Consider the following 21,486-nt stretch of genomic DNA (forward strand, 5'->3'; position numbering starts at 1 on the left):
CCTTGGGCCAAGGGGGCTCAGGCGTCGGGCGCGGTCGAGTCGCGCCAGCACAGCGCCGCAAGCACAGCACCTTCGCCGTCGATCTCGAATTCGTCGGGCAGCGGCCCGTCGATGCGTTCCAGTTGCACGGCGCCGGCCAGCCGTTCCCGCAGATCGCGTGCCCAACGGCTACCGTGAGCCATCCAGGCGGGGCTGATCTCGTCGCCGTCCAGCGAGGGTTCCAGCATGACGATGACGCGCAGCATGGGCTCGTCGGTCGCCTGGACGGCCCACAGCCGCCGCACGGCGGGCTGTTCTGCGTACCAGTGGGCGAGCGCGCCCGAGGTGGCGCAACGCGGCTCGGAGGCTTCGGGGGAAGCTGCCAGCGAAAGTCTCATGGCGTCCCGGCTTGCTGCGGCATATCGCGCTCTGCGTCCAGCGCGGCTTGCACGCCGGCGTCGCCGTCCATCATCCGCACGAAGCGTGCGAGGTTGTCCAGGCCCTGCATGTCGACCTTTTTGGCCGCCGACCAGCGCGAGAGCACGAACAGGTACGGGTCGGCAATGGAGCGTTCGCCGGTGAGCCAGTCGCGCCCTTCGAGTTGGTCATCGAGTCGCACGAGATAGTCGCGCACATGGCCGCGCGCGTTCTCGGCCAGCGCGGGCGCCATCGCCGCGTCCCTCAGGAAACGCTGCGGCACGAAGATCGGCTTGAACGCCTTGTGCACATCCGAGTTGAGAAAGCCCAGCCAGCGCATGACCTCGGCGCGGGCGCGCGGTGAGCCGTCACCGAGCAGGCGCGCTTCGGGGTACAGGTCTGCCAGGTAGCCGAGGATGGCGACGTTCTCGGTGAGCGAAAGGTCGCCATGTACCAGCAGCGGCACCGTGCCGCCCGCGTTGATGGCGAGGTAGTCGGGCGACTTGATGCTTTCCAGGCTCATGCGCACCGGCTCGTGGTCTGCGCCGATCCACTGGAGGACGATCAGGTCGGCGAGGGAGCATGCGCCGGGCATGTGATAGAGCTTCATGATGTATCCGTTGGGTTGAAGTGAGTCCTTCGCTTTCGGCGGGGCAGTCGGCCTCGCGTCGTGAAGGAGAGGCTGGCGAACGATTCGATGCTAGGCAGGCGTGCACAGTGGCGGTAGGCCTGTGTCGGGCTGCACCGTGTTGTCGCCGGCGCACCAATCGCGGCACTGGCCAATGACGAGGTAGAGTCCACGGTGAATGCAAGTGCGGCATCGGCGGGTACAGTCTCCGGCGCGTCTGCGGGCGTTTCGAAGCGTCCGCCAAGGCGATTGCCGGCCGGGTCTTCGAGGGTCCCGCGGACGATCAGTCGGTATTCGCCGGCGCGCCATGCGGTGTGTGGCGTGAACGACCAGGTGCGCTCGCCGTCTTTCAGCAGGGCTTGGCCACTCACGCGCCGGCCGTGTGGGTCTGCGATCGCGATGTAGTCGGCTTCCCGGCCATCGATGGCGTCGTCCAGCGTCACGACGAGCGCTTGCTTCGATGCGGCGCGCACGGACGACAGGCGCCATGCCGCCACGGCGGGACCGCTCGTGTCCGGGGGGCCGACGCGCCAGTGATGTATGGGACGGCCGTCAAGCGTCAAGGTCACATCGCCTCCCTCGACCAGGATCGGCCCCAGGACATCACGCGCTTTCAAGCCGGTCTTGACGCGGCCTGGATGCATCAGCACGGTCAGGACTCGGCCGCTGGGCGACCAGAGTTCCTGCTCGAGAAACGGTTGCGTGAGCGGCTTTCCGTCGGGGCGCAGCAGTGCGAGCCTCGGCAGCACCGGGCCTTCGATCGGTGTCGCGAACTCGATGGACAGGCGCAGCAGGTTGGCCGGCACCTGGCCAGCGGACGGCTGGACGCGCACCATTTGCGCAGCTGCGGGGGATGGCGCGGCAGGTCCGGCGTGCGACGCGCCCAGCATCACGACGAGCGCCACGGCACCGCATAGTCGGCGAAGACGCACGGCTTACTCCGATGCCTTGATCAGGTCCGGGAAGCCTTCGTCCTTCAGCAGGATGTCCTGCCGGGGTTTGATGTTCTGCAGCTGGAAGTTGTCGCCCTTGAAGCTGTACTCTGCGAAGGCGTACTCCGAGACGTGGTCGGTCAGCCGGAAGCTCAGTTCCTTGCCGATGGAAACGAGCTGCAGCGCGTCCTTCTCGAGCCTGCGACGCACGACGACGAACGATTTCTCGTCGAGATTGTCCAGCCGCAGTGTGCCGGCCAGCGGGGCCTGCATGACTTCGACACCCGCGAGCTGCCCGAAAGGCACCTGCTTCTCGATGCCAGGACGCGAACCCGTCGCCTCCAGCTGCGACACGGGAATGACGTTCGACACGCGGTCGAAGTTCGCCAGCAGCAGGAAGTCTTCGGTCTTGCCTTGCTCGGTGCGCGAATAGGCAATCATGTCAGCCGGCGTGTTGCCGTAGCCGAGTTCGGCGACGGTCTTGCCGCGGATATGCGCGCCATCCTTCAGGTCATCCAGTGGGATCGTCACCAGCGGCGTGCAGGTGTAGGCGGCCACCAGGTAGGGCTTGCCGCCCCAGCTCGCGAAGCTCATCGCGCGGATCGGCGCGCGCGTCTCGATCAGGTTGTGGCCCGCGTGGTAGATCTCCACCGAGGTGATCGACTGCTTCGTGTCGAAGGGGTACTTCACCCGGCGCAGCGTCGAGGCGAAGTCCTGGTTGGAGAGGCCGGCAACGAAGAGTTCGCCTTCGCGCCACTTCATGTCGGTGACCGTGAAGCTGCGCTCCGGCGTTTCCTTCCAGAAGCTGTAGTCCGAGGTGGGCGCGTCGCGCAGTGCGACCGACGTAGAGGCCGCCGCCTTCAAGTCGACGCGGCGCGCCTTCTTGTCGCTGGTGACCATGATGAGCGCTGGCGTCTTCGCGGCGCCGTAGCTCACAGCCACGTACACCTGCGCGGTGCCAGGCCGCACGACCATGTCCTCGACAGTGACCTTGGCGCCGCCGACCTGGGCGGAGAGCAGGCTCTCCAGGTCAAGGATGTTGAACGCCGTGCCTGCCGGCCGCTGCTGTGCCGCAGGTAGCGAGATCGCGTGGACGCGGGCGGCTTTCCAGTCGGCGATGAACAGGATATTGCCGGGGCCCGCGGCAAGGCGGGAGATGGACTTCACATCCGCCGCGACGGCGTTGAGAGAGGCACCGAGGCAGCAGGCGAGGGCGGTGACGATGGTGCGCAGACGCATGGGGAGCTCCTTGAAGGTTGGATGGACCCATCGATCCTAGGAACGGCCGGCCCTCGGCGGTAGGTATGCGAGAGGGAGCACGGCGTTGTCTGCAAGGCACCAATGCGTTTGCGGCCAGGCGCTCACCAAGGACTTACCAGAGGCTATCGAGCAGCGCGTCGAGCTTGACGCTCGCGTTATTGCCCAGGTCGGCGACTTCATTGGGGTAGTTCTTCTTCAGCAGCCGCGCGACCTCGGGGAGTTTGGCCCGGTCGAGATCGAAGGCGCCGATGCGATCGCGCAAGCCGAGCGACCTCACCACTTGCGAGATGCTGTCGGCCAAGTGAGCGGCGGCATCCACGTCGCGCGAAGCGCCGGCATTGATGAAGATGCCGAGCTTGTCGCCGTAGAAATCCGCGCAGGCGCGAATCACCGGTGCCAGCGTGATGCAGGACGTCGCACTGTGCGGCAGGCCGAAGGTGCCGCCCAGGATGTGGCCGATGCGATGGCTCAGGCCGTAGATGACCGAGGCGGGCGAGAAGTAGCACTGCCAGGCCGCCAGCTGCAGCTGCAGCAGGTCGTCGGGGGTCACCAGCCCCTTGTCCAGCGCCTCGCGCGTCGTCACGGCCTGCGGCCACTTCTGCAGCACCTTCAGGAACCGCTCCAGCCCGCTTGCCGCCATGATCGCGTGGGGATGCTCCTTCGTCACCTTGCGCATGCCTTCCACCGCATGATCCATGCCCTTGATGGCGGATGACAGCAGCAGCGCGCGCGGCGTGTCGAACACGAGCACGGGGTCGATCACGACCGCCTTAGGCACCGTCTCGCGCACCGCATAGCTGCGCTTGAATTTCTCGGGGCCGTCGGTCTCGGTGATGCCGAAGTAGTGAGAGAACTCGGAGCCCGAGAGCGTCGTCGGCAGCGCCGCGATGGGCAGGTAGCGTCCCGTCTTTTCATGGTGCAGGTAGGACACGGCCTTGGCCGCATCGAGCACCGAGCCGCCGCCCAGCGCCACGATCGATTCGGCGCCGGCGTGCAGGCAGGCGTCGAGGCCGGCTTGCACCGCCACGTCGGGCACGTGCGCCGGCAGTTCCATGAAGCTGCCTACGGACTGCTTCAGGTTGGGGCGCACGCACTCCTGATAGAGCTTCGTCAATGGTTCGACGGTGAACGCCATCGGGCGATGGATGCCGTGCTCGCCGAGCCGCGCCACCGCGCCTTGCAGGATGTGATGGCCCCAGAAAATGCCGTCTTGCGGCAAGCAATTCAAATGATTCATCTCGATCGGCCTTGTGGAAGTCAGGGCCGAAAAGATAGGTCCTTCACCGATCGCTCACAAGCCGCTCTTTGCCAGACGCAGCGTCCATGTTCGTGGACGACGCGACCGTGCCGCGCGGGCGCTTCACTCGAAGCTGCGCGGGTGGTCGAAGGCCGTGACGACCGGCATCTCGACGGCGAGGAAATCGACCAGCGAACGCACCGCGGGAAGCAGGCCGGTGCGAAACGGAATCAGCGCCGAGATGCGCGCATCCGCCGCTGACCAGTCGGGCAGCAGCTGCTGCAGGATCCCATCGCGCAATTCCGACCTGCAGATGTAGCCCGGCAGCGCCGCGATGCCCAAGTTGGCGCAGGCCGCCTCTTTGAGCGCGACCATGTTGTTGCTTTGAAAGCGTGGGTCGATGGGCATCACGAGCTCTTCGTTGTCCGGCCCCTTCAGTTGCCATTGCAGCGGCCCGTTGCGCGCCATCGCGATGCTCGCGTGCTGGGCAAGGTCCGCGGGGCTCTCGGGCACGCCGTTTTGCGCGAGGTACCCGGGGCTTGCGAACAGATACCAGGGCACCTCGGCCAGCGCGCGCTGCACCAGCGTGGAGTTCTGCAGCGGCGCCGTGTGCCCGCGTATCGCAAGGTCGAAGCCTTCGCCCACGATGTCTACGTACCGGTCGGTCGCGATCTCGACGATGCGCACCTTCGGGTACCGGTTCAGGAAAACGGGAAGAATCTCGCGTAGCGCAAACTGCGCAATCTCCACGGCGGTGGTCAGCCGGATCACACCGCTGGGTTCGGCCAGGCGCTGGCGCACCGCCTCTTCGGCCACGTCGGAACTGTGCAGCATCGCGACCGCGTACTGGTAGAACTCCTTGCCGATGTCGGTCATACCGAACTGGCGCGACGTCCGGTTGAGCAGGCGCACGCCCAGGTAGCCTTCGAGTTCCTGGACGCGATGGCTCAGTGTCGACTTCGGCAGGCGAAGGGCTGACCCAGCGGCCGTGAACCCTCCGCGGTCGACGACTTGGACGAAATAGAAGACATCCTTCAGATCCAGCATCGCAATCCTGGTGAGAGCGCAGGCAAATCGCGCCGCATGTGCAGCGACAGCGCTGCCGTCGAGGATAGCGCCGCCGCTGCCTGCCCGCTATTCCCTCTCTCAGGCAGCTTCGGCCACCGGCTGCACCACACGCAGCGACCGGGCCACCGAAGCAACACGCCGGCCCTGGTAGGTCGCGACGGCGAGGTCTTCGGCACCGGGCATGACCGCGTCGCGGTTGGAGACGTGGGTCGCGCCATAGGGCGTGCCTGCCGCGAACATCGCCGGATCGGCATAGCCCAGCGGCACGATGATCAGGCCCAGGTGCGCCATGGGGCCGTACAGCGACAGCAGCGTCGACTCGTTGCCTCCGTGCCTGGAAGAGGTCGAGCCGAACACCGAGCCGGCCTTGCCGTTCAGCTTGCCCTGGAACCAGAGACCGCCGAGCGAGTCGATGTAGGCCTTGAGTTCGGCGGCAATGGAGCCGAAGCGCGTCGGTGTGCCGAAGACGATGGCATCGGCCCATTCGGCGTCAGCCTCGGTCGGGGCTTCGTACTTGGCGTTCATCTCGCTGGCCCGCTCGGACCATTCGGGCACCTGGCGCATGACCTCGGGTGCAACGAATTCCCGCGCGCGGCGAAGGCGCACTTCCGCGCCCTCGGCCATGGCGCCTTGCGCGAGGGCCTTGGCCAGAAGCTCGGTGGAACTGTTGCGGGAATAGAAAGCGATGAGAACCTTGGGTTTGGACATGGGTTGACCTGTATGGGAAGCTAGGGAAAAAAGAAGGTGCCTTGCACGTCGTCAGACGGCGATGGGCTCCAGGCGTGCAAGCAGCTCGTCCTTGCGCTCGCGCAGCCATGGCGGCAGCTGGAACTCCGCCCCGAAGTGGCCGGGCTCTTCGTCGATGGCAAAGCCGATGTCGGTGGTCGCCGCCTCGAACATCACGCCGCCGGGCATCTTGAAATACATCGAGCGGAAGTAGTTCCGGTTGACCGATTCGGAGGTGTCGATATGACCCATCGACATCAGCTTCTCCTTGATCTGCATCTGTTGCTCGACGTTGTCCACCGCGAAGGCCACGTGATGGATCGTGCCCTCGCCGTAGATCGACGAGCCTTGCAGTCGGTCGGGTTCGTGCACGAACTCGACGATGGTGCCGGGCTTGCCGTCGGCGGTCTCGAAGCGATGGTGCGGGCCGGCTTGGCCGGCGTAGTGGAAGTCCAGCGCTTCCCTCATGAAAATGATGGATTCATCGACCTCTCGCAGCGACAGCGTGATGCTGTGCACGCCGCGGATCGCGACCTCGGCCGGAATGTCGTCCGCGATGCAGGGCGGGCGTGCGTCGTTGTCGGAGGCCACAAGATCGAACTCGATGCCGCAGGGATGCTGAAAGCGTTGGCGCTGCTCGCCGAAGCGCTCGACGACGTTCTTGTCGAAGGTCACGCCATGGGCGCTGAAGCGGTCGCGCCAGAAATCCAGCGAGCCTGCCGGCACCGAGTAGTTGATGACCTTGATCTGGCCCGAGCCGCGGCGCCCCTTCACGCCCTTCTGCTTGAAGGGGAACGAAGTGACCAGCGTGCCGGCGTCGCCCTGTGCGTTGCCGTAATAGAGGTGGTAGACCGGTTCGTCGCCGTCCAGCAGCACCGTTTTCTTGACCAGGCTCTGGCCCAGTAGCTTCACGTAGAAATCCACGTCTTCCTGTGCGCCGCTGACGCACGCGGTCAGGTGATGAAAGCCTTTGATGATCGACATGTGTGTACCTTGTGTGAATGCGGTTGGTGGCTAGTGGGTGAACGAGGCGAATTGCTCGACCGGTGTTTTGTGCAGGGTCATGCGGTTCTCCGGCATGCCGTTGTTGGCCCAGCCCAGCGACATGCCGGCGATCACCATCTCGTTCTGCGGAATGCCCAGCTCTTGCCGCAAGATGTGGTGTTGCAATGACCAGATCTGCTGCGGGCAGGTGTCCAGGCCCCGACCTCTGGCGGCCAGCATGATGTTCTGCAGGAAGCAGCCGTAGCACAGGAAGCTGGCCCATTCCAGACGCCGATCCATCGTGAAGATGATCCCGACCGGCGCATCGAAGAACAGGAACTGGCGCTCCACGTCGCGAAGGCGCCCGGTCTTGTCGCTGCGATGCACGCCCTGTGCGTCGCCGAGCTGGCCACGGAAGGTGTTGAAGCGGGTGCCGTAGGGTTCGTGCAGCGGCTGAGGGAAGAAGGGGTACTCCGGGGCCAGCGTGGCATGGTTGGCACGGAACTCCGCCACGGCAGCCCGGGTGACACGGTCGCGGGTTTCTCCGGTCACGACATAGCAGCGCCACGGTTGCGTGTTGCTCGAACTGGGTGCGTGGCTCGCGGCCGAAAGGATGTCCTTCACTGTGTCGATGGGAACGGGCCGGTCGAGAAAGCCTCGCTTGCTGCGTCGATCCCGGATGAGGTTATCGATGAAAGGTGCCGAATTCATTTCCAGAATCTCCATCAGTAGGTTGGCTGACATGGTTGTCTCTTGCGGTGTTGTTGTTGAATTCACGCGATCTCGTGAAGGCTGGGGAAATCGTAGGCAGACGGCTGGCGCCTGAGAAGACGTTGCTTCTTGCACGCACGGTCCGACAATCGCGAACGATCAGGGTGTTCATTTCCCCTGCCGGGCCATGTGAGGGCACACGGGTGGCGGATCACCGATGAAGGTGCGTGCCGACCAGAGTTCGGGGAACGGAATCTCGTCCATCGTGGGCGCGAGCCACGCGACGCCTTCGGTGCCGAAGTACGCCGGCCGCGCACCGAAGGTTCGCCGCGTCGCCATCAGGTGGCGGAATTTCCAGTTGCAGAAGCCTTCGGCAATGTCGGCCAGTGTCTCGCCGAGTTGCTGGAGCTCGATGTTCGCGTGCGGGTCGGCATAGACCCCGCGCCAGACCTGTTCGACGTCGCGACTGGGCTTGTAAGGCGCGCGCAGGTCGCGTGCGAGCACCTCGGCCGGCACGTTCAATCCACGACGCTGGAGGAACGCGAGCACGTCGTCATACAGGCTGGCTTCGCCCAGCGCCTTGTTGAGCTGTTCCCAGCGATGGGGTTGCGGCTCGAAATGCTGCAGGTGCTCGGCCTGCTTGATGCCCAGCAGATAGACCATCTGCCGGTAGGTCCACCCTTGGAGCGCCGTGTCCTTGCCATGCGTGGCGACCGCGCGCGAAAGGATGGCGAGCAGGTCATTCGGCGTCATCCAGTCGATCGAGCGCCAGATGGCGTCCAGCGGCGCGTGGTGCGCAACGACGCGCTGCAACGTGCGGCAGGCCTGCGGCAGATCGTCGGCCCGCAGGAAGGCCTGGGCCGACTGAATCTCCTTGATGATGAGCATCCAGTAGAGCTCCGACACCTGCACATGCACGATCCAGGCGTGCTCGCCCGGATGGTCGCTGACCGTGCGCTGCAGCGAGTGCAAGGTGTCGGTCTGCATCCATGCGCTGTAGGGTGTCTGGCCGGCCGCAGGACGTTCGATGGTCTGAGGGGTGGGGGTGTCGCTCATGGTGTGCTCCTGGTGGTGGGGGGAAACGTCGTCGATGCGCCGGCGTGCAACAGGCGTTCGATCTGCTGTGCGATCTGCAGCAGGGCGCCGTCGTGGCCCGGCTTCGCCACGATCTGCAACCCGACGGGCAGCCGGCCGTCGCGTACGGCAAGGGGGATCGAGAGGGCGGGGAATCCTGCGACGTTGAAAGGCGCCGTGTAGGTCATCAGCGCCTCGCGCACCGTGCCGGACCATGGGCCGATGTCGATCGATGGCTGGCCCACTCGCGGTGCGATGCAGGGGCAGGTCGGCAGCACGAGATAGTCGAGCACCGACATCGCGCGATGCAGCCGGGCGGTGAAGTCGCGCCGCGTCTGCTGCGCGCGCGCGTAGTCGCCGAGCGTGAGGGTCCTGGCGCGCTCGAGCCTTTCGATGGTTTCACGGCCGTAGTGGGCTGCGATGCGATCGACGTCGTTGCGCCGGAAGTGCTCGACCCCGCCTTCGGTGAGGACGATGTGCGCAAAGGCTTCGAAGACGCCGTCGAACAACCCGGGCGCATCGAGCGCCGTGCACGCAAAGACCTGGCCGAGGCTCGCCACGGTGGCGTCGAACGCGTCCGCGACGTCCGCGCCCAACGGCACGGGCGCGATCTCGCGCACCACGCCCAGGCGCGCGGAGGCCGGGACGGCGTGCTGCGGCATGTCGATGGCGAAGGCAGCCGCCAGCATCGCGACGTCGTCGACCGTCGCGCCAAGTAAGCCGGGATGGTCCAGCGTCGGCGCCAGTGGAAAGATGCCGCGCGTGGACAGCGCGCCGTAAGTCGGCTTGAACCCCACGACCGCGCACAGCGCGGCCGGGATGCGCACCGACCCGCCGGTGTCCGTGCCGAGGCCGGCCGCCACGGCGCCGCAGGCGATGGCCGCCGCGGCGCCGCCGCTGGAACCGCCGGGAATGCGTGTGCGGTCCCACGGATTCAAGGCGTCGCCGAAGGCGGCGCTGGCGGTGGTGACGCCCCATGCGAATTCGTGCGTGGCCGTCTTGCCGATGGGAATGGCGCCGCGCTCGGTCAGCGTGCGCACGATGTCGGCGTCCGCGCTCGGAATGTGCCCCATGTAAGCCGCAGAGCCATAGCTCGTTTCGACGCCCTGGGTGTCGATCAGGTCCTTGATGCCGATGGGCAGTCCTTCCAGAGGCCGCTGCCGGCCTTGCGCATAGCGCCTGTCGCTTTCGGCCGCGGCGGCCAGCGCGCCGTCCCGGTCGATGGCTGCGAACGCGTGCAGGTCGCGCTTGCTGGCCTGTGCGGCCTCGAGTGCCTGCTCGACCAGCGCCACGGCTGTGATGCGCCGCCCGGCCAGTGCCTCGAGCGCAGAGCGCGCACCGGGTGCGCGAGGGATCACGGGGGATGGCGGGCGATCGGCGATCAAGGTTTTTCTCCGTGTTCAAGAAGGCGTGGGACGAGCGCACCCGCCACCACGACATGTCGGGTGAGGGGAACGAGAATGGAAAAGGCAGCGGCTTGGCTGCGCAGGGAGACGTCAGGCCGTGGCGTCGGCCCGGCAGTCAGCCAGTGCATCCATGCAGCGGGAGTGCGGCATCGAATCGATCGAGGCCTGGATCGACTCCTTGCACAAGGAAGGCCGCTTGGCCAGCGCATCGACATAGCGGGCGAGATGGGGCAGCGCATCCCACATCGACGCCAGGCCGAGGTAGTTCAGCCGCACGAGGTTGACACCCCAGAACACGTCGGCCAGGGAGAAGGCGTGACCATTCAGGAAAGTGAATGACCCCGCGGCCAGGTCGCGCTCCAACTCGACGAGAAGCTGCTTCGTCTGCTGGCGCGCCGTGCGTTGGAAGACTGGATCGCGGGATACCTTTTTGCCACCGCTTTCCTTCACGATCTTGGCCCGGTAGGCGGCCACCAGATCGGGCTCGTCCGCGTTGTCGGCAATCAACCGCTCCAGCGCCATGACCTTGTAGTCATAGACCGTCTGCATCGAAGCCTTGAGTGCGTCGGGCCGCAGATCCGCATCTGGATGAAAACCGTAGAGCAGGGCGCCGTTGGCGATCCGGTCGACGATGCCGACCTGTCGCAGGACTTGCGCACGTGCATCGGGTGCATCGGGAACGAGCTGGACCGGGGTGCGTGAGACGCCGTCGAGATAGATGCAGATGCGTTGCGAATCGGCAATCACGCGGCCGGTGTCGTAGTCGACCAGCAATGGCACAACACAGGGATCGAAGCCTTCCGAGTCGACCGAGGTCCGTCCGCTGTAGCCGCTGACGTACTCGCGGTTCAATTCACGCGCGGCGACCAGGCGCAGGCGGATGTAGGCGGGGCTGTAGTGTTCGGCCGGAACCAAGCCGCCGCTATCCATGGTGCTCAGGATGCGCATGTCGTTGGAGCGATACGGCAACGCCTTCTCGTGCAGCACCGTGCGCACTTTCTGGGAGCACAGTGAGCTTGCCGCATGGAAGAGCTCGAACCGGGGTTCCGAGCCACCGCCCACGGTGGTGATGCGGGAAGGGTCCGCAACGGCGGCGCGCGCGGCGGCGGCCATTTCGATCAGCAAGGCACGACTCGTCATCACATTCCTCATCTGCCTGCGCGGCAGGCACACCAACCAACAATCAATGAGCAGCTTTTCGTTCGATCCGGCGGTGGATGAACGCAGGCAAATCGTAGGGAAGCGGTGGGTGATTGAGAAGGCGTCGGACCTTGTACGCACGGTCCCGGAATGTCGAACGATCGAAGGCGCGATTCAGCGTCCGGCTGCCTGGCCGGCTTCCGGAATCAGGGGCACCCAGCCGCGCTGGCCATGCACGCGTACCAGCCAGTCACGGATGCCGGCAAAGCGGGCCATGTCGTAGCCGCCCTGCTCGGCCAGTGACACGTAGCCGGAAAGTGCGAGGTCGGCGACGGTGTAGTGCGTGCCCACGAGCCATGTGTGCCCGCGCAGACACTGGTCGAGTTTTTCGAGGCCTGCGTACCCGTCGACATGGAGCCGCTCGATGTCCTGCTGCCTTTCCTGGGCAAGGCCTTGCAGGTGAAGCACGCGCGGGATGGCAATGGCTTTCTGGAGGTCGGCCTGCTCGAAGAAGAGCCAGCTCATGACCTCCGCTCGCAGGTACGGGTCGTCGGGAAGGTAGGGCGTACCTTGGGCAAGATGCAGCAGGATCGCGCCCGATTCGACGATCGGGCGCCCGTCGTCGAGTACCAGGACCGGCACGCGTGAGAACCGGCTGATCCGGCCAAACGCGGGTTCGCGCGCCTCGCCCTTCTGCAGGTCCAGCGTGACGCGCTCGTACGCCAGGCCCAGTTGGCTCAGCAGGATGCGGATCTTCCAGGAGTTGCCCGACAGACGGCTGTCGTAGAGACGCAGCATGGTTGACTCCATCAAGTGATGGCCCGCGACAGGCCGTGCGGCGATTTTCGCTGGAGAAAGTCGTTGCTGCTACGGGTGCGTCAGGCGTTTCAGTGCGGCTGCAGATGAAGCGCCAGGAAATCCGCGGTCCTGCCGTTGGCCAGGTAACCTTGCGCCGCGAGTTCATCACAGGTCTGGCGCATGTCGGCGTTAACGCCAAAGACTTCGTGGATGACGACGATGGCTGGCGCGGGAAGTTTCTGCGGGCGGGCGACGTACGCGGTGAAGCGGCCGCCGGTGGTGGCGATCCGAAAGGGCGCGTGCATGGTTTTCTCCTCAAGCGGGCTGGTCGGCGCTGAGCCAGAAGGCGACGTTGCGCACGTATTGCTTCGTCGAGCGAAGCGCTTCGGAGAAGCGGATGATTCCATCGCCGGCCGGTTCCGCGACGAAGGAAGGACAACCGGCTGAAGGGTCCCAGTTGTAGTCGGCGAAATGATGAAAGGTCGACTGCGCGATGGCCCGACCACCGTGCTCGGAGTGCTCGAACGCGACCGCGATGTTGAAGCGCCTGCCGGACAGCGAGCTCTGCCCTTCCATGACCACGCGGCAGCTCGAATCACCGGGCGGTACACCGACCGTGCCTTCATGCGGATGCGCGGGAAGGTACTGGATCACACCCGTGGCCGAGCGCCTGTCGCGCATCACCGGGTGAATGCTGCCGACCGACCGGATGCGCTGGTAGTCGCCGTTTGCGCCCGAGTGGTAGTTGGGCCACGAGATGGCGCCCGAGAACGGGTTGTCGACGCATTGGCGCTTCGTATCGGGCTCGCAGTTGCGGCTGTGGAAGTGGTGCGCGGCGCCGACGCCATTGAGGTTGCAGATCGAACTGCCCAGGTCCATGTGGTCGCGCGTGACCATGAGGCCGCCGCCGCGACGGCGGAATCGGCTGATGCTCGCACAATCTTCCGGTGTCAGGCCGTCGCCGGTATCGACGGCAAAGAGCCAGAGCTGGTCGAAGTCTGATTCATCCAGGGTAGAGAGTACGGGGTCGGGAACGGTGCGTGACGAACGGTCGCGCGCGGTCACTTGGAAGGCGGGCCGACCGTTGTCGTCCTGCAGCTGCGAGAGAAACGAACCCAGGCGACTGAAGCGCGCGATGTTCCAGTCGTCCGGGTCTCGTTCGATCGTGGTTTGCAGCAAAAGATTCAGCATGGTGCAAGTTCGAGGTCGGTCGTGTGCGTGGTTCAGCTCTTGAGGAAGGCAAGCAGGTCTGCATTGATCTTGTCTTGCATCGTGGCGGTGAGCCCGTGCGGCGCGCCGGGGTAGTAGATTGCCTTGGCGCCTTTGACGAGCTGGACGGACTTCTTTGCCGAGTCGTGGATGGGCACGATCTGGTCGTCCTCGCCGTGCATGATCAGGGTGGGCACATCGATCTTCTTCAGGTCTTCGGTGAAGTCGGTTTCGGAGAAGGCCTTGATGCACTCGTAGGAATTCTTCTGGCCGCATTGCATGCTCCAGATCCAGAACTGGTCCAGGATGCCTTGCGACACCTTCGCGCCCGGTCGGTTGGCACCGAAGAACGGGAGGGCGAACTCCTTGTAGAACTGCGAGCGATCGCCGGCGACCCCGGCGCGAAGGCCGTCGAACACCTCGATCGGGAGGCCTTCGGGGTTCGCTGCGGACTTCAGCATCACCGGCGGCACCGCCCCGATGAGCACGGCCTTCGCCACGCGCTTGCTGCCATGGCGTCCGATGTAGCGCGCCACCTCGCCGCCGCCGGTGGAGTGGCCGACCATCGTGGCCTTCTTCAGGTCGAGCGCCTCGAACAGAATCGCGAGGTCGTCGGCATAGCCGTTCATGTCATTGCCCGACGAAGACTGGCTCGAGCGGCCATGCCCGCGCCGGTCGTGCGCGATGACGCGAAAGCCGTTGCGCGCCAGGAAGAGCATCTGTCCGTCCCATGCGTCGGCGTTGAGCGGCCAGCCGTGGGAGAAGGTGACGACGGGGCCGTCGCCCCAGTCCTTGTAGTAGATCTGCGTGCCGTCGGGGGTGGTGATGGTGTTGCTGGTTCTCGAGGGGCTCTGAGACTGGGGCGCTCGGTTGCGGTTTGCTGCGCCGGCTGCTTCTTGCATGCCGAACGCGAGGGTGCCAGTGGCGACGGCAGCGCCGGTCGCAATCAGGTGTCGGCGCGAAGGATTCTGTGTGGTCTTCATGGTTTCCTGCGGTTGAATTTGAAACGTCGGACCACGGTGCGCGAGCGCTGCGAAAGAGGCCGTGGAACGATTGAAATGCTAGGTTTGCCGAGGGCGAGGGGGTAGGCCCGCGCAGGGACTCATGCTGTTGTCGCGACGGCACCAATCCCGGCATCGGCCCGCAGCTTCGGGCTGAGGTCGGTGAGGCAGTCCAGGTCGGCGGCTCGGATCTTCGAAGTCATGAAGTCGATGAACACGCGCATGCGCGAAGGCAGATGTTGGCGGCTCAGATAGCAGATGTAGTGGCCGCTGTCGTCGGGCGCGTACTGAGTCAGGCACGGGACAAGCGCACCGGTCCTGAGCGCCTCGCAGACCAGGTAGCCCGGCAGTTGGGCGATGCCGTGGCCGTCGAGCACGGCCTGCAGCACCAGGTCCGCGTCGTTGTAGGTGAGCTTGGCCTGCGGCACGAGCTTGCGTGGCTGGCCCCCGACCTTGAACTCCCACTCGAAGATGCGGCCGGATGAAAAGCGAAAATTGATGCACTCGTGCTGGGCCAGCGCTTCCACACTGTCGGGCAGTCCGTGGGCCGCCTGGTAGGCGGGGGAGGCGCACAGCAGCAGCTGCATGGGGATGATCTGCTTGGCGATGATCTGGGCGTCTTCCATGCGGCCGTTGCGAAACGCGATGTCCACCCGGTCGGAGGTGAAATCGGTCGGCTTGTCGTTGAGCAACAGGTCGATGGTGACCGCCGGGTAGGTCGCGCGAAATTCGCCCAGCAGCGGTGCGACGACCCGGCGGCCGAAGCCGACTGCGGCGTTGATGCGCAGGTGCCCGCGGGGTGGGCCTTGCCGCAGGTCCCGCATCTCTTCCACTGCCTGGACGATCCGGTCGACGCCGGTGTGGCAATTGGCGTAGAAGAGGTCGCCTTCGCGCGTGAGCGTGGTGCTTCGCGTGGTGCGCAGGAAGAGCCGGACGTTCAGCTGGTCTTCCAGCTTCTGGACGCTGCGGCTCACGGCGGACCGGCCGATGCCCAGGCGATCGGCGGCCCGTGCGAAGCTGCCTTCCGTGACAACGGCAATGAAGGCAACCACCCCGGCATAGCTGGTGGCGAAGCTGGAGGCCAGCGGGTCCGCGCGTGGCGTGAGGGGGATGGAAGAGGGCGAAGGAAGGGCAGAGGTTGTCATGAGTACGGCTTCTCGGTTCGAGGGATCAGATGTCCTGGATCCCCCCATGAAAGCGAAGCAGTCACTCTGCGCGCAAAGCCGTGCCGGGGCCAGTTAAGCCCTGTCAATGTTTGTTATGCCCGTCGTTCCGGCACTGTCCCCGTGAGCCCGATGCGGCGCGGACCTCTCAGGTGCGGGAGAGTGCGCGGCGCAGTGCGCGGGCTTGCGCAAGGCCCGGGTGCTCGACGCGAGGCGCCGCGCGCGCGCAGATCAGGTCCAGAAGGTCAAGGGCGTCCTTCCTCTTGCCTCGGCGATCCCACAGCCGGGCGGTGCTGATCGCCGCACGAAATTCCCATCCCAGCGCGCCTTGCTGCCTGGCAGTGTCGACGGCACGCAGGTAGAACGCCTCAGCTTCATCGTCGAGGCCGCGCTGCTCGCAGCGCCGGCCCGCAGCGCGCCAGGTCTCGGCCGCGCTCCATTGGCCGTGTCCGGCGCCGGCGCGCGCGATCGTCTCGTCGTCGATCCAGTCGGCGCAGAAGGTCACGAGCATTTCTTTGCGTGGCGCGTCAAACTCGTCGAGTTGCTGCGCGACCTGGCGTATATGCCGGTGGGGGTCGTGCGTGGTGAGCGCCTGCAGGCCCAGTGCATAGCAATGCGCCCACTGGTGCCAGTACACCAAACCTCTGCGCTGGGCCTCGTCCAGCAGCATGCGCACCCATTTGCGCGCCAGTTCCAACTCGCCCGACCAAAGGGCGACCGGGCATGTGCCGAACAGCGCGAAGCACAGCGACAGCGCATTGCCCCCGGCCTCGGCAAGAGCCACCGCGTGGGTGGCGGTGGCCATGGCCTTCGCCGCATCGCCCTGGAGCCAGAGCGTACGGGCCAGAAAGGCGTTCGATGCGACGGCGGCATCGACCTGGAACAGATTGACGGGTGTCTGGCGCACGGTGCCGCCCACAACGATCGCCGCCTGGGCGCCGGCGCTGGCCGCAAAAAAGTTGCCGCAGAAGTGACTCGCCAAGGCGGTCATGCGATGTGCCAGGTTGAGCGCGGCGGGATCGGGGGTCGATTGCGCGAATTCGAACAGCACCTGCGAGTGGTGTAGCGCGGCCGAGTATTCGCCGCGAATCGCATGCAGCACGCAGATACCCCAGCGGGCCTGGAGCTCCAGCACGACCGACCGGACCAACATGGCCACAGCAAGCGCCCGATCGTAGGCGGCGCTCATTTCGGGGACCGGTCCGCGGGTGTGCCACAGCGCATTGCCCAGGGCGATCTGCAGCCATGCCTCTGTCTCTGTGCCCGCACCCGGCGGTTGCACGAGGCATGCGAGCGCAGCGATGACCCGGTCGCGATACTCCTCGACCTGCGAGACGTGAAACCACAAGGGCGCCGAAGCGATGGTGAGCGCGGCGCCGGTTTCCCAGTCGTCCTGCTGCGACAGGCAGGCGTCCAGCGCACTGCGCACGTCGTCCAGCCGGTGCGCGTAGCGCGCGTTCCAGGCCAGTACGGTGAGTTCGCCCGAATCCGACGTGGCGGCGCTCATCAGCTCGCGCATGAAGAGCGCATGGCGCCGCCGCAACGCCGGGCCTTCATCGGTCTGCGCGAGAAGTACGGCGGCGTAGCTGCGCGTCGTGTCGAGCAGCCGGTAGGGCGCGATGCCGTCGCTGTTATCGAACGACACCAGCGATTTATTCGCCAGCGAGATCAATGCATCGAACGCCACTTCGGAATCCATGTCCGCCCGGGTGACGCTCAGCGCCGACTCGACATCGAAGCGCCCCCGGAAGACCGAGAGCCGCCGAAAGAGTCGCAGTTCCGCGTCGTCGAGCAGTGCGATGCTCCAATCCAGCGCGGCCGCGAGCGTGCTGTGCCGGGGCAGAACGGCTCGACTGCCTGCGGAGTACAGCCGCATGTGGTCATTCAGCCGGAAGGCAAGGTCGCCGATCGGCTGGACGCCCAGGCGTGCCGCCACCAGTTCGATGGCCAGCGGGATGCCATCGACCTGTCGGGCGACTGCGGTGAGCAACGGGCCGTCGGAATCCTCGAACGCGCGGGCACCCACGGCCTTCGCACGCTCGACCAGCAGTTCGACCGCGGGCGACGCCATGGCTTCGGCCAGGTCGGCACACTGCGCGCCGGGCACCGCGAGCGGCGACAGTCGCTCGACGTGTTCTCCCTCGATGCGAATCGCCTCCCGGCTGGTTGCGAGGATGCGCAAGCCGGGAAGGGCGCCGAGCAGTTCGGTGACAAGAAGCGCCAGCGCGTCGAGCACGTGCTCGCAGTTGTCGATCAGCAGGAGCACGTCGCGGTCCTCCAGGCGCTGCAGGATGGCCCTCGTCGTGTCGGGGGTGTCCGCCGGTGCGTCGAGCGCGCGGGCCACCGTGCTCGCCAGATGGGCCTGCGAGACCAGTGACGAAAGGTCGATGAAAGCTAGCTGCATGGCCGTGCGTTCTGCATGGCATTCGGCCGCATGGATCGCGACACGGGTCTTCCCGATGCCGCCGGTGCCGACGAGGGTGACCAGCCGGCGCGTGGCGAGTGCCGCTAGCACGCGCTCCATGTCGGCGTCGCGGCCCACCAGCCGGGTGAGGCGCTCCGGCAGCTTCGCGAAAGACAGCGCGGGCAGGGCCGCCGCCCGCGGCCGATCCTCGGTCGGCATGCCAGCCTGTTCGCGAAAAACCGTGCCATTGAACCGATAACCACGCAGGGGAATGTTCGAAATCCATTCCTTGCAGTTGTCCCCGTCTTGAGGCTCACCCAAAGCCTTGCGAAGCGCGGAGATGTGGACCCGCACACTGGACTCCTCGACCACCACCCCGGCCCACACGGTGGCGAGCAGCGCGTCCTTGCCCACGACTTCGCCCACACGTCTGAGCAGTTGCAGCAGCAGCTCGAACGAGCGCGAGCCCAGGCGCACGCTATGCCCGAGTCTTTCCAGCCGGCGCTGGGACTCCCAGAGGATGAATGCGCCAAAGCGCCAGCGCACTTCGCACGGCCCCTGCGCCGCGCCGTCATGCGCGTCCCCTGGCGTGGGGCGCGCCGCGATGTCGTACATGTCACCCACTCGCGAGCCCTCGCAATGCCTGCGCTGCGGGCAGGCCCGTGCGGCGTCGGACGGCGGCGACCCGCCAGCCCGCGATGGGAAATGCCTTGAGCGCAGATTTTTTCATTCGATGATCCAGTCAAGAAGATGAAGGCCGCAGCCATTCAGACCCACGACGGGGGAGGAACTGCCTGCCTGGCGGCCGGGGACACGCTCCTTCAAGATGCAAGACGGCCAGGCCTGGGGTTTTGTGACGGCGGCGATGTGCGCCTTGCATGGGCAGCAATCACCGCCGTCGGCGTTGTCGAGCGATTGGATGCGATGAGGGGCGGTTCAGGAATCCGGTTCGGGTGAACGAAGCGTCCTGAGATCACGAACGATGTGCCGCGGCCGGCTCTGGTCGATTGGTGTTCCGCCGGCAACACGGTGCGCCACCGCAGCGCCCTTCTGCGAGGAGATGCGGCTGCCTACGATCGGTGTCGTCGCGAAAAACAGAGAACAACATCGTTCATCACCGAGGCCCCCTGCCGCGTGAATCCGGGGCGGCCGCATCAAGAAGCACGGATTTCTCGTGAACCTTTATCACACCGGGGGCGCGCAGTCCGCCCTTCAGACCCCGCACGACGTTCGAGCCGCAACGAACTTGCGCTGCACGACCCGAGACCGGGCACTGGCCGTCATCTCGCACGAACTCAGGCAGCCCCTGAATGTCATTCAGATGAACGCCAGCCTGCTGCAGCGCCTGCCCGCATCCGCGGAGCCCTCGCAACTGCAGCGCATCGCCCAGGCGATGCAGCGCGCCATCGAAAGCCAGACGCGGCTCATTGACGACCTGCTCGATTTCTCGCGCCTGCGAACCGGCAAGCTGGCGCTGCGCCGCGCGGAGGTCGACTTCGGCGCACTCGCGCTGGACCTCGTCGCCGCCTTCGGTGCGCGCTGGTCGTCGGGCCGCTTGCGCGCACAGATGCAGACGGCCGATGCGTTGATCTGCCATGCCGACCCGGTGCGGCTGGAGCAGGTCGTGGGCAACCTGCTGGACAACGCGATGAAGTTCTCGCCCGCCGGCGCGGAGGTTCAAGTGCGCCTGTCCTCCGAGGATGGCTTCGCCCGGCTGGCCGTCGCGGACAGCGGCTGCGGCATCGCGCGCGAGTTCCTGCCGCATGTCTTCGGCCTGTTCAGCCAGGCCGGTACCGGGGACCGCGGCTCGCGCAGTGGGTTGGGCATCGGCCTGGCGCTGGTTCACGGTCTTGCGGTCGCTCACGGCGGCTTCGTGAAGGCGACCTCCGCGGGACCCGGACGCGGCGCCGAGTTCAACGTGTGGCTTCCTCTTCATCGACGCGCCTGACAGTGCGCCGCACATTGATGCCGGGCATGCAACACGGCAGTACCTCCGGCATGACTACCGCAACCGAGATGCGAAACCTAGCATTCGAGCCGTGCCGCGATGTTCGCGAACCGGAGCCCAGCCGTCCTGAGGCGAGGGCCATCACACCCTTGAGGAGTCACCATGACGCAGCGCATTCGTTCCTTCGCGCCATTGGGCGCGACACGCCGCACGCTCAAGGCGCGCACGCAGGCCTTGCAGGCGGCCGGCGACGCCGCGCCGCGAGGTGCGATCGATCGGGTCTGGAGCGCGGGATACATAAGCATCTCGCTGCTGGCCATCGTGGCCGCCTACGCGATTGCCACCGGTGAGGCGGCGCACGCGGAACTGCGATTTGCGACCGCGGCCATCCATGCGACGGCGTCCGTGCATGACATCTGTTCCGCTCATGTGCACGGAAGCCACTTTCCGGGCGCGTATTGAGTCGCCGCCCATTGCGGCCGCCCAGGCCATCCATTCATCAAAGGACATCAGCATGAAGAATTTTTCCAGCCTCGCACGCGCATTCACAGCCCTCGGCATCCTGACGCTGCATCTGTCGGCACCTGCAACCGCGGCCACATCCGGCGCGCCGACAAAGCCCACTGTCGTGCTGGTCCATGGCGCCTTCGCCGAATCGGCCAGCTGGAATGACGTGGCGCGCGACCTTCGTGCGCGCAGCTTTCCCGTTGTCGCCGCCGCGAATCCGCTTCGCGGCGTGAAGTCCGACGCGGACTACGTGGCAGCCCTCGTGGGGTCGATCCTCGGTCCGGTCGTGCTGGTCGGACATTCGTATGGCGGGTTGGTGATTTCCGCTGCGGCGATGGGAAAGCCCAACGTCCAGGCCCTGGTCTTCGTGGCTGCGTTCGCCCCCGAAGTGGGCGAGTCCGCGGCCGACCTATCGGGCAAGTTTCCCGGCAGCACGCTCGGCTCGGCGCTGGCGGCGCCGGTGCTTCTGCCGGACGGCGGCAAGGACCTCTACATCCAGCAGGACAAGTTCAGCAAGCAATTCGCCGAAGACGTGCCGCCGTCTCTTGCCGGGTTGATGGCCGTGTCGCAACGCCCCATCACAGAGGGCGCCCTGGGCGAACCGTCGCCTGCTGCCGCATGGAAGAACGTGCCCTCCTGGTTCATCTACGGCGACCGCGACAAGAACATTCCGGCTGCCGTGCAGGCCTTCATGGCCGAGCGTGCCAAGTCGATGAAGACGGTCGTGGTCAAGGGCGCTTCACACGTGGTCATGATCTCGCGGCCGAAGCTGGTGTCCCGGCTGATCGTCGAAGCCGCGGACGCGGTCGCGAGGGCACAGCCCTGAGGCTGCGTGCCGCTCGTGTCCTGGCGCTCGTGTACCCATGAAGGTCTCGCTGCCTGGCGCATCCGGGC

Annotated in this window: 21 protein-coding genes; 3 read left to right on the forward strand and 18 right to left on the reverse strand. The window is 66.0% G+C overall.

The genetic code is table 11. The annotated features are described in order from the left end of the window. Window positions 1–17: 17 nt before the first annotated feature. The 18 genes from AC1DEK_RS07065 to AC1DEK_RS07150 all read right to left on the reverse strand — a co-directional run bounded on the left by AC1DEK_RS07065 (window position 18) and on the right by AC1DEK_RS07150 (window position 18,752). Window positions 18–377 carry a hypothetical protein gene (locus AC1DEK_RS07065; RefSeq protein WP_478124501.1) on the reverse strand — a complete coding sequence of 120 codons (360 nt, stop codon included), beginning with the start codon at window positions 375–377 and terminating at the stop codon, window positions 18–20. Then, on the reverse strand, window positions 374–1,006 hold the full coding sequence (locus AC1DEK_RS07070) for a glutathione S-transferase family protein (RefSeq protein ID WP_478124502.1): 633 nt from the start codon (window positions 1,004–1,006) through the stop codon (window positions 374–376). The genes AC1DEK_RS07065 and AC1DEK_RS07070 overlap by 4 nt, the downstream gene beginning before the upstream one ends. Next, window positions 1,003–1,956, reverse strand: coding sequence for an Ig-like domain-containing protein (locus tag AC1DEK_RS07075; protein ID WP_478124503.1), 954 nt, complete (start codon window positions 1,954–1,956; stop codon window positions 1,003–1,005). Before AC1DEK_RS07075 ends, AC1DEK_RS07070 begins: the two co-directional genes overlap by 4 nt. Before the next feature lie 3 nt (window positions 1,957–1,959). Next, on the reverse strand, window positions 1,960–3,195 hold the full coding sequence (locus AC1DEK_RS07080; protein WP_478124504.1) for a hypothetical protein: 1,236 nt from the start codon (window positions 3,193–3,195) through the stop codon (window positions 1,960–1,962). Between the two features lie 133 nt (window positions 3,196–3,328). Next, complete coding sequence (locus tag AC1DEK_RS07085) at window positions 3,329–4,453, reverse strand: iron-containing alcohol dehydrogenase (RefSeq protein ID WP_478124505.1); 1,125 nt, start codon at window positions 4,451–4,453, stop codon at window positions 3,329–3,331. 123 nt (window positions 4,454–4,576) lie between these two features. Then, window positions 4,577–5,500, reverse strand: coding sequence for a LysR substrate-binding domain-containing protein (locus AC1DEK_RS07090; RefSeq protein ID WP_478124506.1), 924 nt, complete (start codon window positions 5,498–5,500; stop codon window positions 4,577–4,579). Between the two features lie 99 nt (window positions 5,501–5,599). Beyond that, on the reverse strand, window positions 5,600–6,229 hold the full coding sequence (gene wrbA / locus AC1DEK_RS07095; RefSeq protein WP_478124507.1) for an NAD(P)H:quinone oxidoreductase: 630 nt from the start codon (window positions 6,227–6,229) through the stop codon (window positions 5,600–5,602). A 51-nt stretch (window positions 6,230–6,280) separates the two neighbouring features. Beyond that, a complete protein-coding gene (locus AC1DEK_RS07100; RefSeq protein ID WP_478124508.1) occupies window positions 6,281–7,231 on the reverse strand; it encodes a ring-cleaving dioxygenase in 951 nt (316 codons plus the stop codon). A 30-nt stretch (window positions 7,232–7,261) separates the two neighbouring features. After that, the gene (locus AC1DEK_RS07105; protein WP_478124704.1) at window positions 7,262–7,942 is read right to left on the reverse strand and encodes a nitroreductase; all 681 of its coding nucleotides are present in this window, start codon (window positions 7,940–7,942) and stop codon (window positions 7,262–7,264) included. Between the two features lie 168 nt (window positions 7,943–8,110). Then, window positions 8,111–8,998 (reverse strand): tryptophan 2,3-dioxygenase, encoded by an 888-nt coding sequence (locus AC1DEK_RS07110; protein WP_478124509.1) that lies wholly within the window; start codon window positions 8,996–8,998, stop codon window positions 8,111–8,113. Further along, a complete protein-coding gene (locus tag AC1DEK_RS07115) occupies window positions 8,995–10,401 on the reverse strand; it encodes an amidase (RefSeq protein WP_478124510.1) in 1,407 nt (468 codons plus the stop codon). The genes AC1DEK_RS07110 and AC1DEK_RS07115 overlap by 4 nt, the downstream gene beginning before the upstream one ends. A gap of 111 nt (window positions 10,402–10,512) precedes the next feature. Beyond that, window positions 10,513–11,562 carry a glutathione S-transferase family protein gene (locus AC1DEK_RS07120; protein ID WP_478124511.1) on the reverse strand — a complete coding sequence of 350 codons (1,050 nt, stop codon included), beginning with the start codon at window positions 11,560–11,562 and terminating at the stop codon, window positions 10,513–10,515. Between the two features lie 174 nt (window positions 11,563–11,736). Then, window positions 11,737–12,360, reverse strand: coding sequence for a glutathione S-transferase family protein (locus AC1DEK_RS07125; protein ID WP_478124512.1), 624 nt, complete (start codon window positions 12,358–12,360; stop codon window positions 11,737–11,739). Window positions 12,361–12,449: 89 nt separating this feature from the next. Beyond that, the gene (locus tag AC1DEK_RS07130) at window positions 12,450–12,665 is read right to left on the reverse strand and encodes a dienelactone hydrolase family protein (protein WP_478124513.1); all 216 of its coding nucleotides are present in this window, start codon (window positions 12,663–12,665) and stop codon (window positions 12,450–12,452) included. 10 nt (window positions 12,666–12,675) lie between these two features. After that, window positions 12,676–13,551, reverse strand: coding sequence for a hypothetical protein (locus AC1DEK_RS07135; RefSeq protein WP_478124514.1), 876 nt, complete (start codon window positions 13,549–13,551; stop codon window positions 12,676–12,678). A 32-nt stretch (window positions 13,552–13,583) separates the two neighbouring features. Next, a complete protein-coding gene (locus AC1DEK_RS07140; RefSeq protein WP_478124515.1) occupies window positions 13,584–14,552 on the reverse strand; it encodes an alpha/beta fold hydrolase in 969 nt (322 codons plus the stop codon). Between the two features lie 119 nt (window positions 14,553–14,671). Beyond that, complete coding sequence (locus AC1DEK_RS07145; protein WP_478124516.1) at window positions 14,672–15,715, reverse strand: LysR family transcriptional regulator; 1,044 nt, start codon at window positions 15,713–15,715, stop codon at window positions 14,672–14,674. 166 nt (window positions 15,716–15,881) lie between these two features. After that, entirely contained in the window at window positions 15,882–18,752 is a 2,871-nt protein-coding gene (locus AC1DEK_RS07150; RefSeq protein ID WP_478124517.1) for an ATP-binding protein, read from the reverse strand. Between the two features lie 559 nt (window positions 18,753–19,311). Between AC1DEK_RS07150 and AC1DEK_RS07155 the strand changes: the two genes are divergently transcribed. The 3 genes from AC1DEK_RS07155 to AC1DEK_RS07165 all read left to right on the forward strand — a co-directional run bounded on the left by AC1DEK_RS07155 (window position 19,312) and on the right by AC1DEK_RS07165 (window position 21,418). Continuing rightward, window positions 19,312–20,085 carry a sensor histidine kinase gene (locus AC1DEK_RS07155; protein ID WP_478124518.1) on the forward strand — a complete coding sequence of 258 codons (774 nt, stop codon included), beginning with the start codon at window positions 19,312–19,314 and terminating at the stop codon, window positions 20,083–20,085. 162 nt (window positions 20,086–20,247) lie between these two features. Continuing rightward, window positions 20,248–20,547, forward strand: a complete 300-nt coding sequence (locus AC1DEK_RS07160) for a hypothetical protein (RefSeq protein ID WP_478124519.1) — start codon at window positions 20,248–20,250, stop codon at window positions 20,545–20,547. Window positions 20,548–20,599: 52 nt separating this feature from the next. Further along, the gene (locus AC1DEK_RS07165; RefSeq protein WP_478124520.1) at window positions 20,600–21,418 is read left to right on the forward strand and encodes an alpha/beta fold hydrolase; all 819 of its coding nucleotides are present in this window, start codon (window positions 20,600–20,602) and stop codon (window positions 21,416–21,418) included. Window positions 21,419–21,486: the final 68 nt, after the last annotated feature.

It is taken from the genome of Variovorax sp. 10N420, assembly GCF_056394705.1.

Excerpts from the sequence above, each read along its gene's own strand:
- AC1DEK_RS07065 (WP_478124501.1), bottom strand. The coding sequence starts at position 377 with ATGAGACTTTCGCTGGCAGCTTCCCCCGAAGCCTCCGAGCCGCGTTGC.
- AC1DEK_RS07070 (WP_478124502.1), bottom strand. The coding sequence starts at position 1,006 with ATGAAGCTCTATCACATGCCCGGCGCATGCTCCCTCGCCGACCTGATC.
- AC1DEK_RS07080 (WP_478124504.1), bottom strand. The coding sequence starts at position 3,195 with ATGCGTCTGCGCACCATCGTCACCGCCCTCGCCTGCTGCCTCGGTGCC.
- AC1DEK_RS07085 (WP_478124505.1), bottom strand. The coding sequence starts at position 4,453 with ATGAATCATTTGAATTGCTTGCCGCAAGACGGCATTTTCTGGGGCCAT.
- AC1DEK_RS07090 (WP_478124506.1), bottom strand. The coding sequence starts at position 5,500 with ATGCTGGATCTGAAGGATGTCTTCTATTTCGTCCAAGTCGTCGACCGC.
- wrbA (WP_478124507.1), bottom strand. The coding sequence starts at position 6,229 with ATGTCCAAACCCAAGGTTCTCATCGCTTTCTATTCCCGCAACAGTTCC.
- AC1DEK_RS07100 (WP_478124508.1), bottom strand. The coding sequence starts at position 7,231 with ATGTCGATCATCAAAGGCTTTCATCACCTGACCGCGTGCGTCAGCGGC.
- AC1DEK_RS07105 (WP_478124704.1), bottom strand. The coding sequence starts at position 7,942 with ATGAATTCGGCACCTTTCATCGATAACCTCATCCGGGATCGACGCAGC.
- AC1DEK_RS07110 (WP_478124509.1), bottom strand. The coding sequence starts at position 8,998 with ATGAGCGACACCCCCACCCCTCAGACCATCGAACGTCCTGCGGCCGGC.
- AC1DEK_RS07120 (WP_478124511.1), bottom strand. The coding sequence starts at position 11,562 with ATGACGAGTCGTGCCTTGCTGATCGAAATGGCCGCCGCCGCGCGCGCC.
- AC1DEK_RS07125 (WP_478124512.1), bottom strand. The coding sequence starts at position 12,360 with ATGCTGCGTCTCTACGACAGCCGTCTGTCGGGCAACTCCTGGAAGATC.
- AC1DEK_RS07130 (WP_478124513.1), bottom strand. The coding sequence starts at position 12,665 with ATGCACGCGCCCTTTCGGATCGCCACCACCGGCGGCCGCTTCACCGCG.
- AC1DEK_RS07135 (WP_478124514.1), bottom strand. The coding sequence starts at position 13,551 with ATGCTGAATCTTTTGCTGCAAACCACGATCGAACGAGACCCGGACGAC.
- AC1DEK_RS07140 (WP_478124515.1), bottom strand. The coding sequence starts at position 14,552 with ATGAAGACCACACAGAATCCTTCGCGCCGACACCTGATTGCGACCGGC.
- AC1DEK_RS07145 (WP_478124516.1), bottom strand. The coding sequence starts at position 15,715 with ATGACAACCTCTGCCCTTCCTTCGCCCTCTTCCATCCCCCTCACGCCA.
- AC1DEK_RS07150 (WP_478124517.1), bottom strand. The coding sequence starts at position 18,752 with ATGTACGACATCGCGGCGCGCCCCACGCCAGGGGACGCGCATGACGGC.
- AC1DEK_RS07160 (WP_478124519.1), top strand. The coding sequence starts at position 20,248 with ATGACGCAGCGCATTCGTTCCTTCGCGCCATTGGGCGCGACACGCCGC.
- AC1DEK_RS07165 (WP_478124520.1), top strand. The coding sequence starts at position 20,600 with ATGAAGAATTTTTCCAGCCTCGCACGCGCATTCACAGCCCTCGGCATC.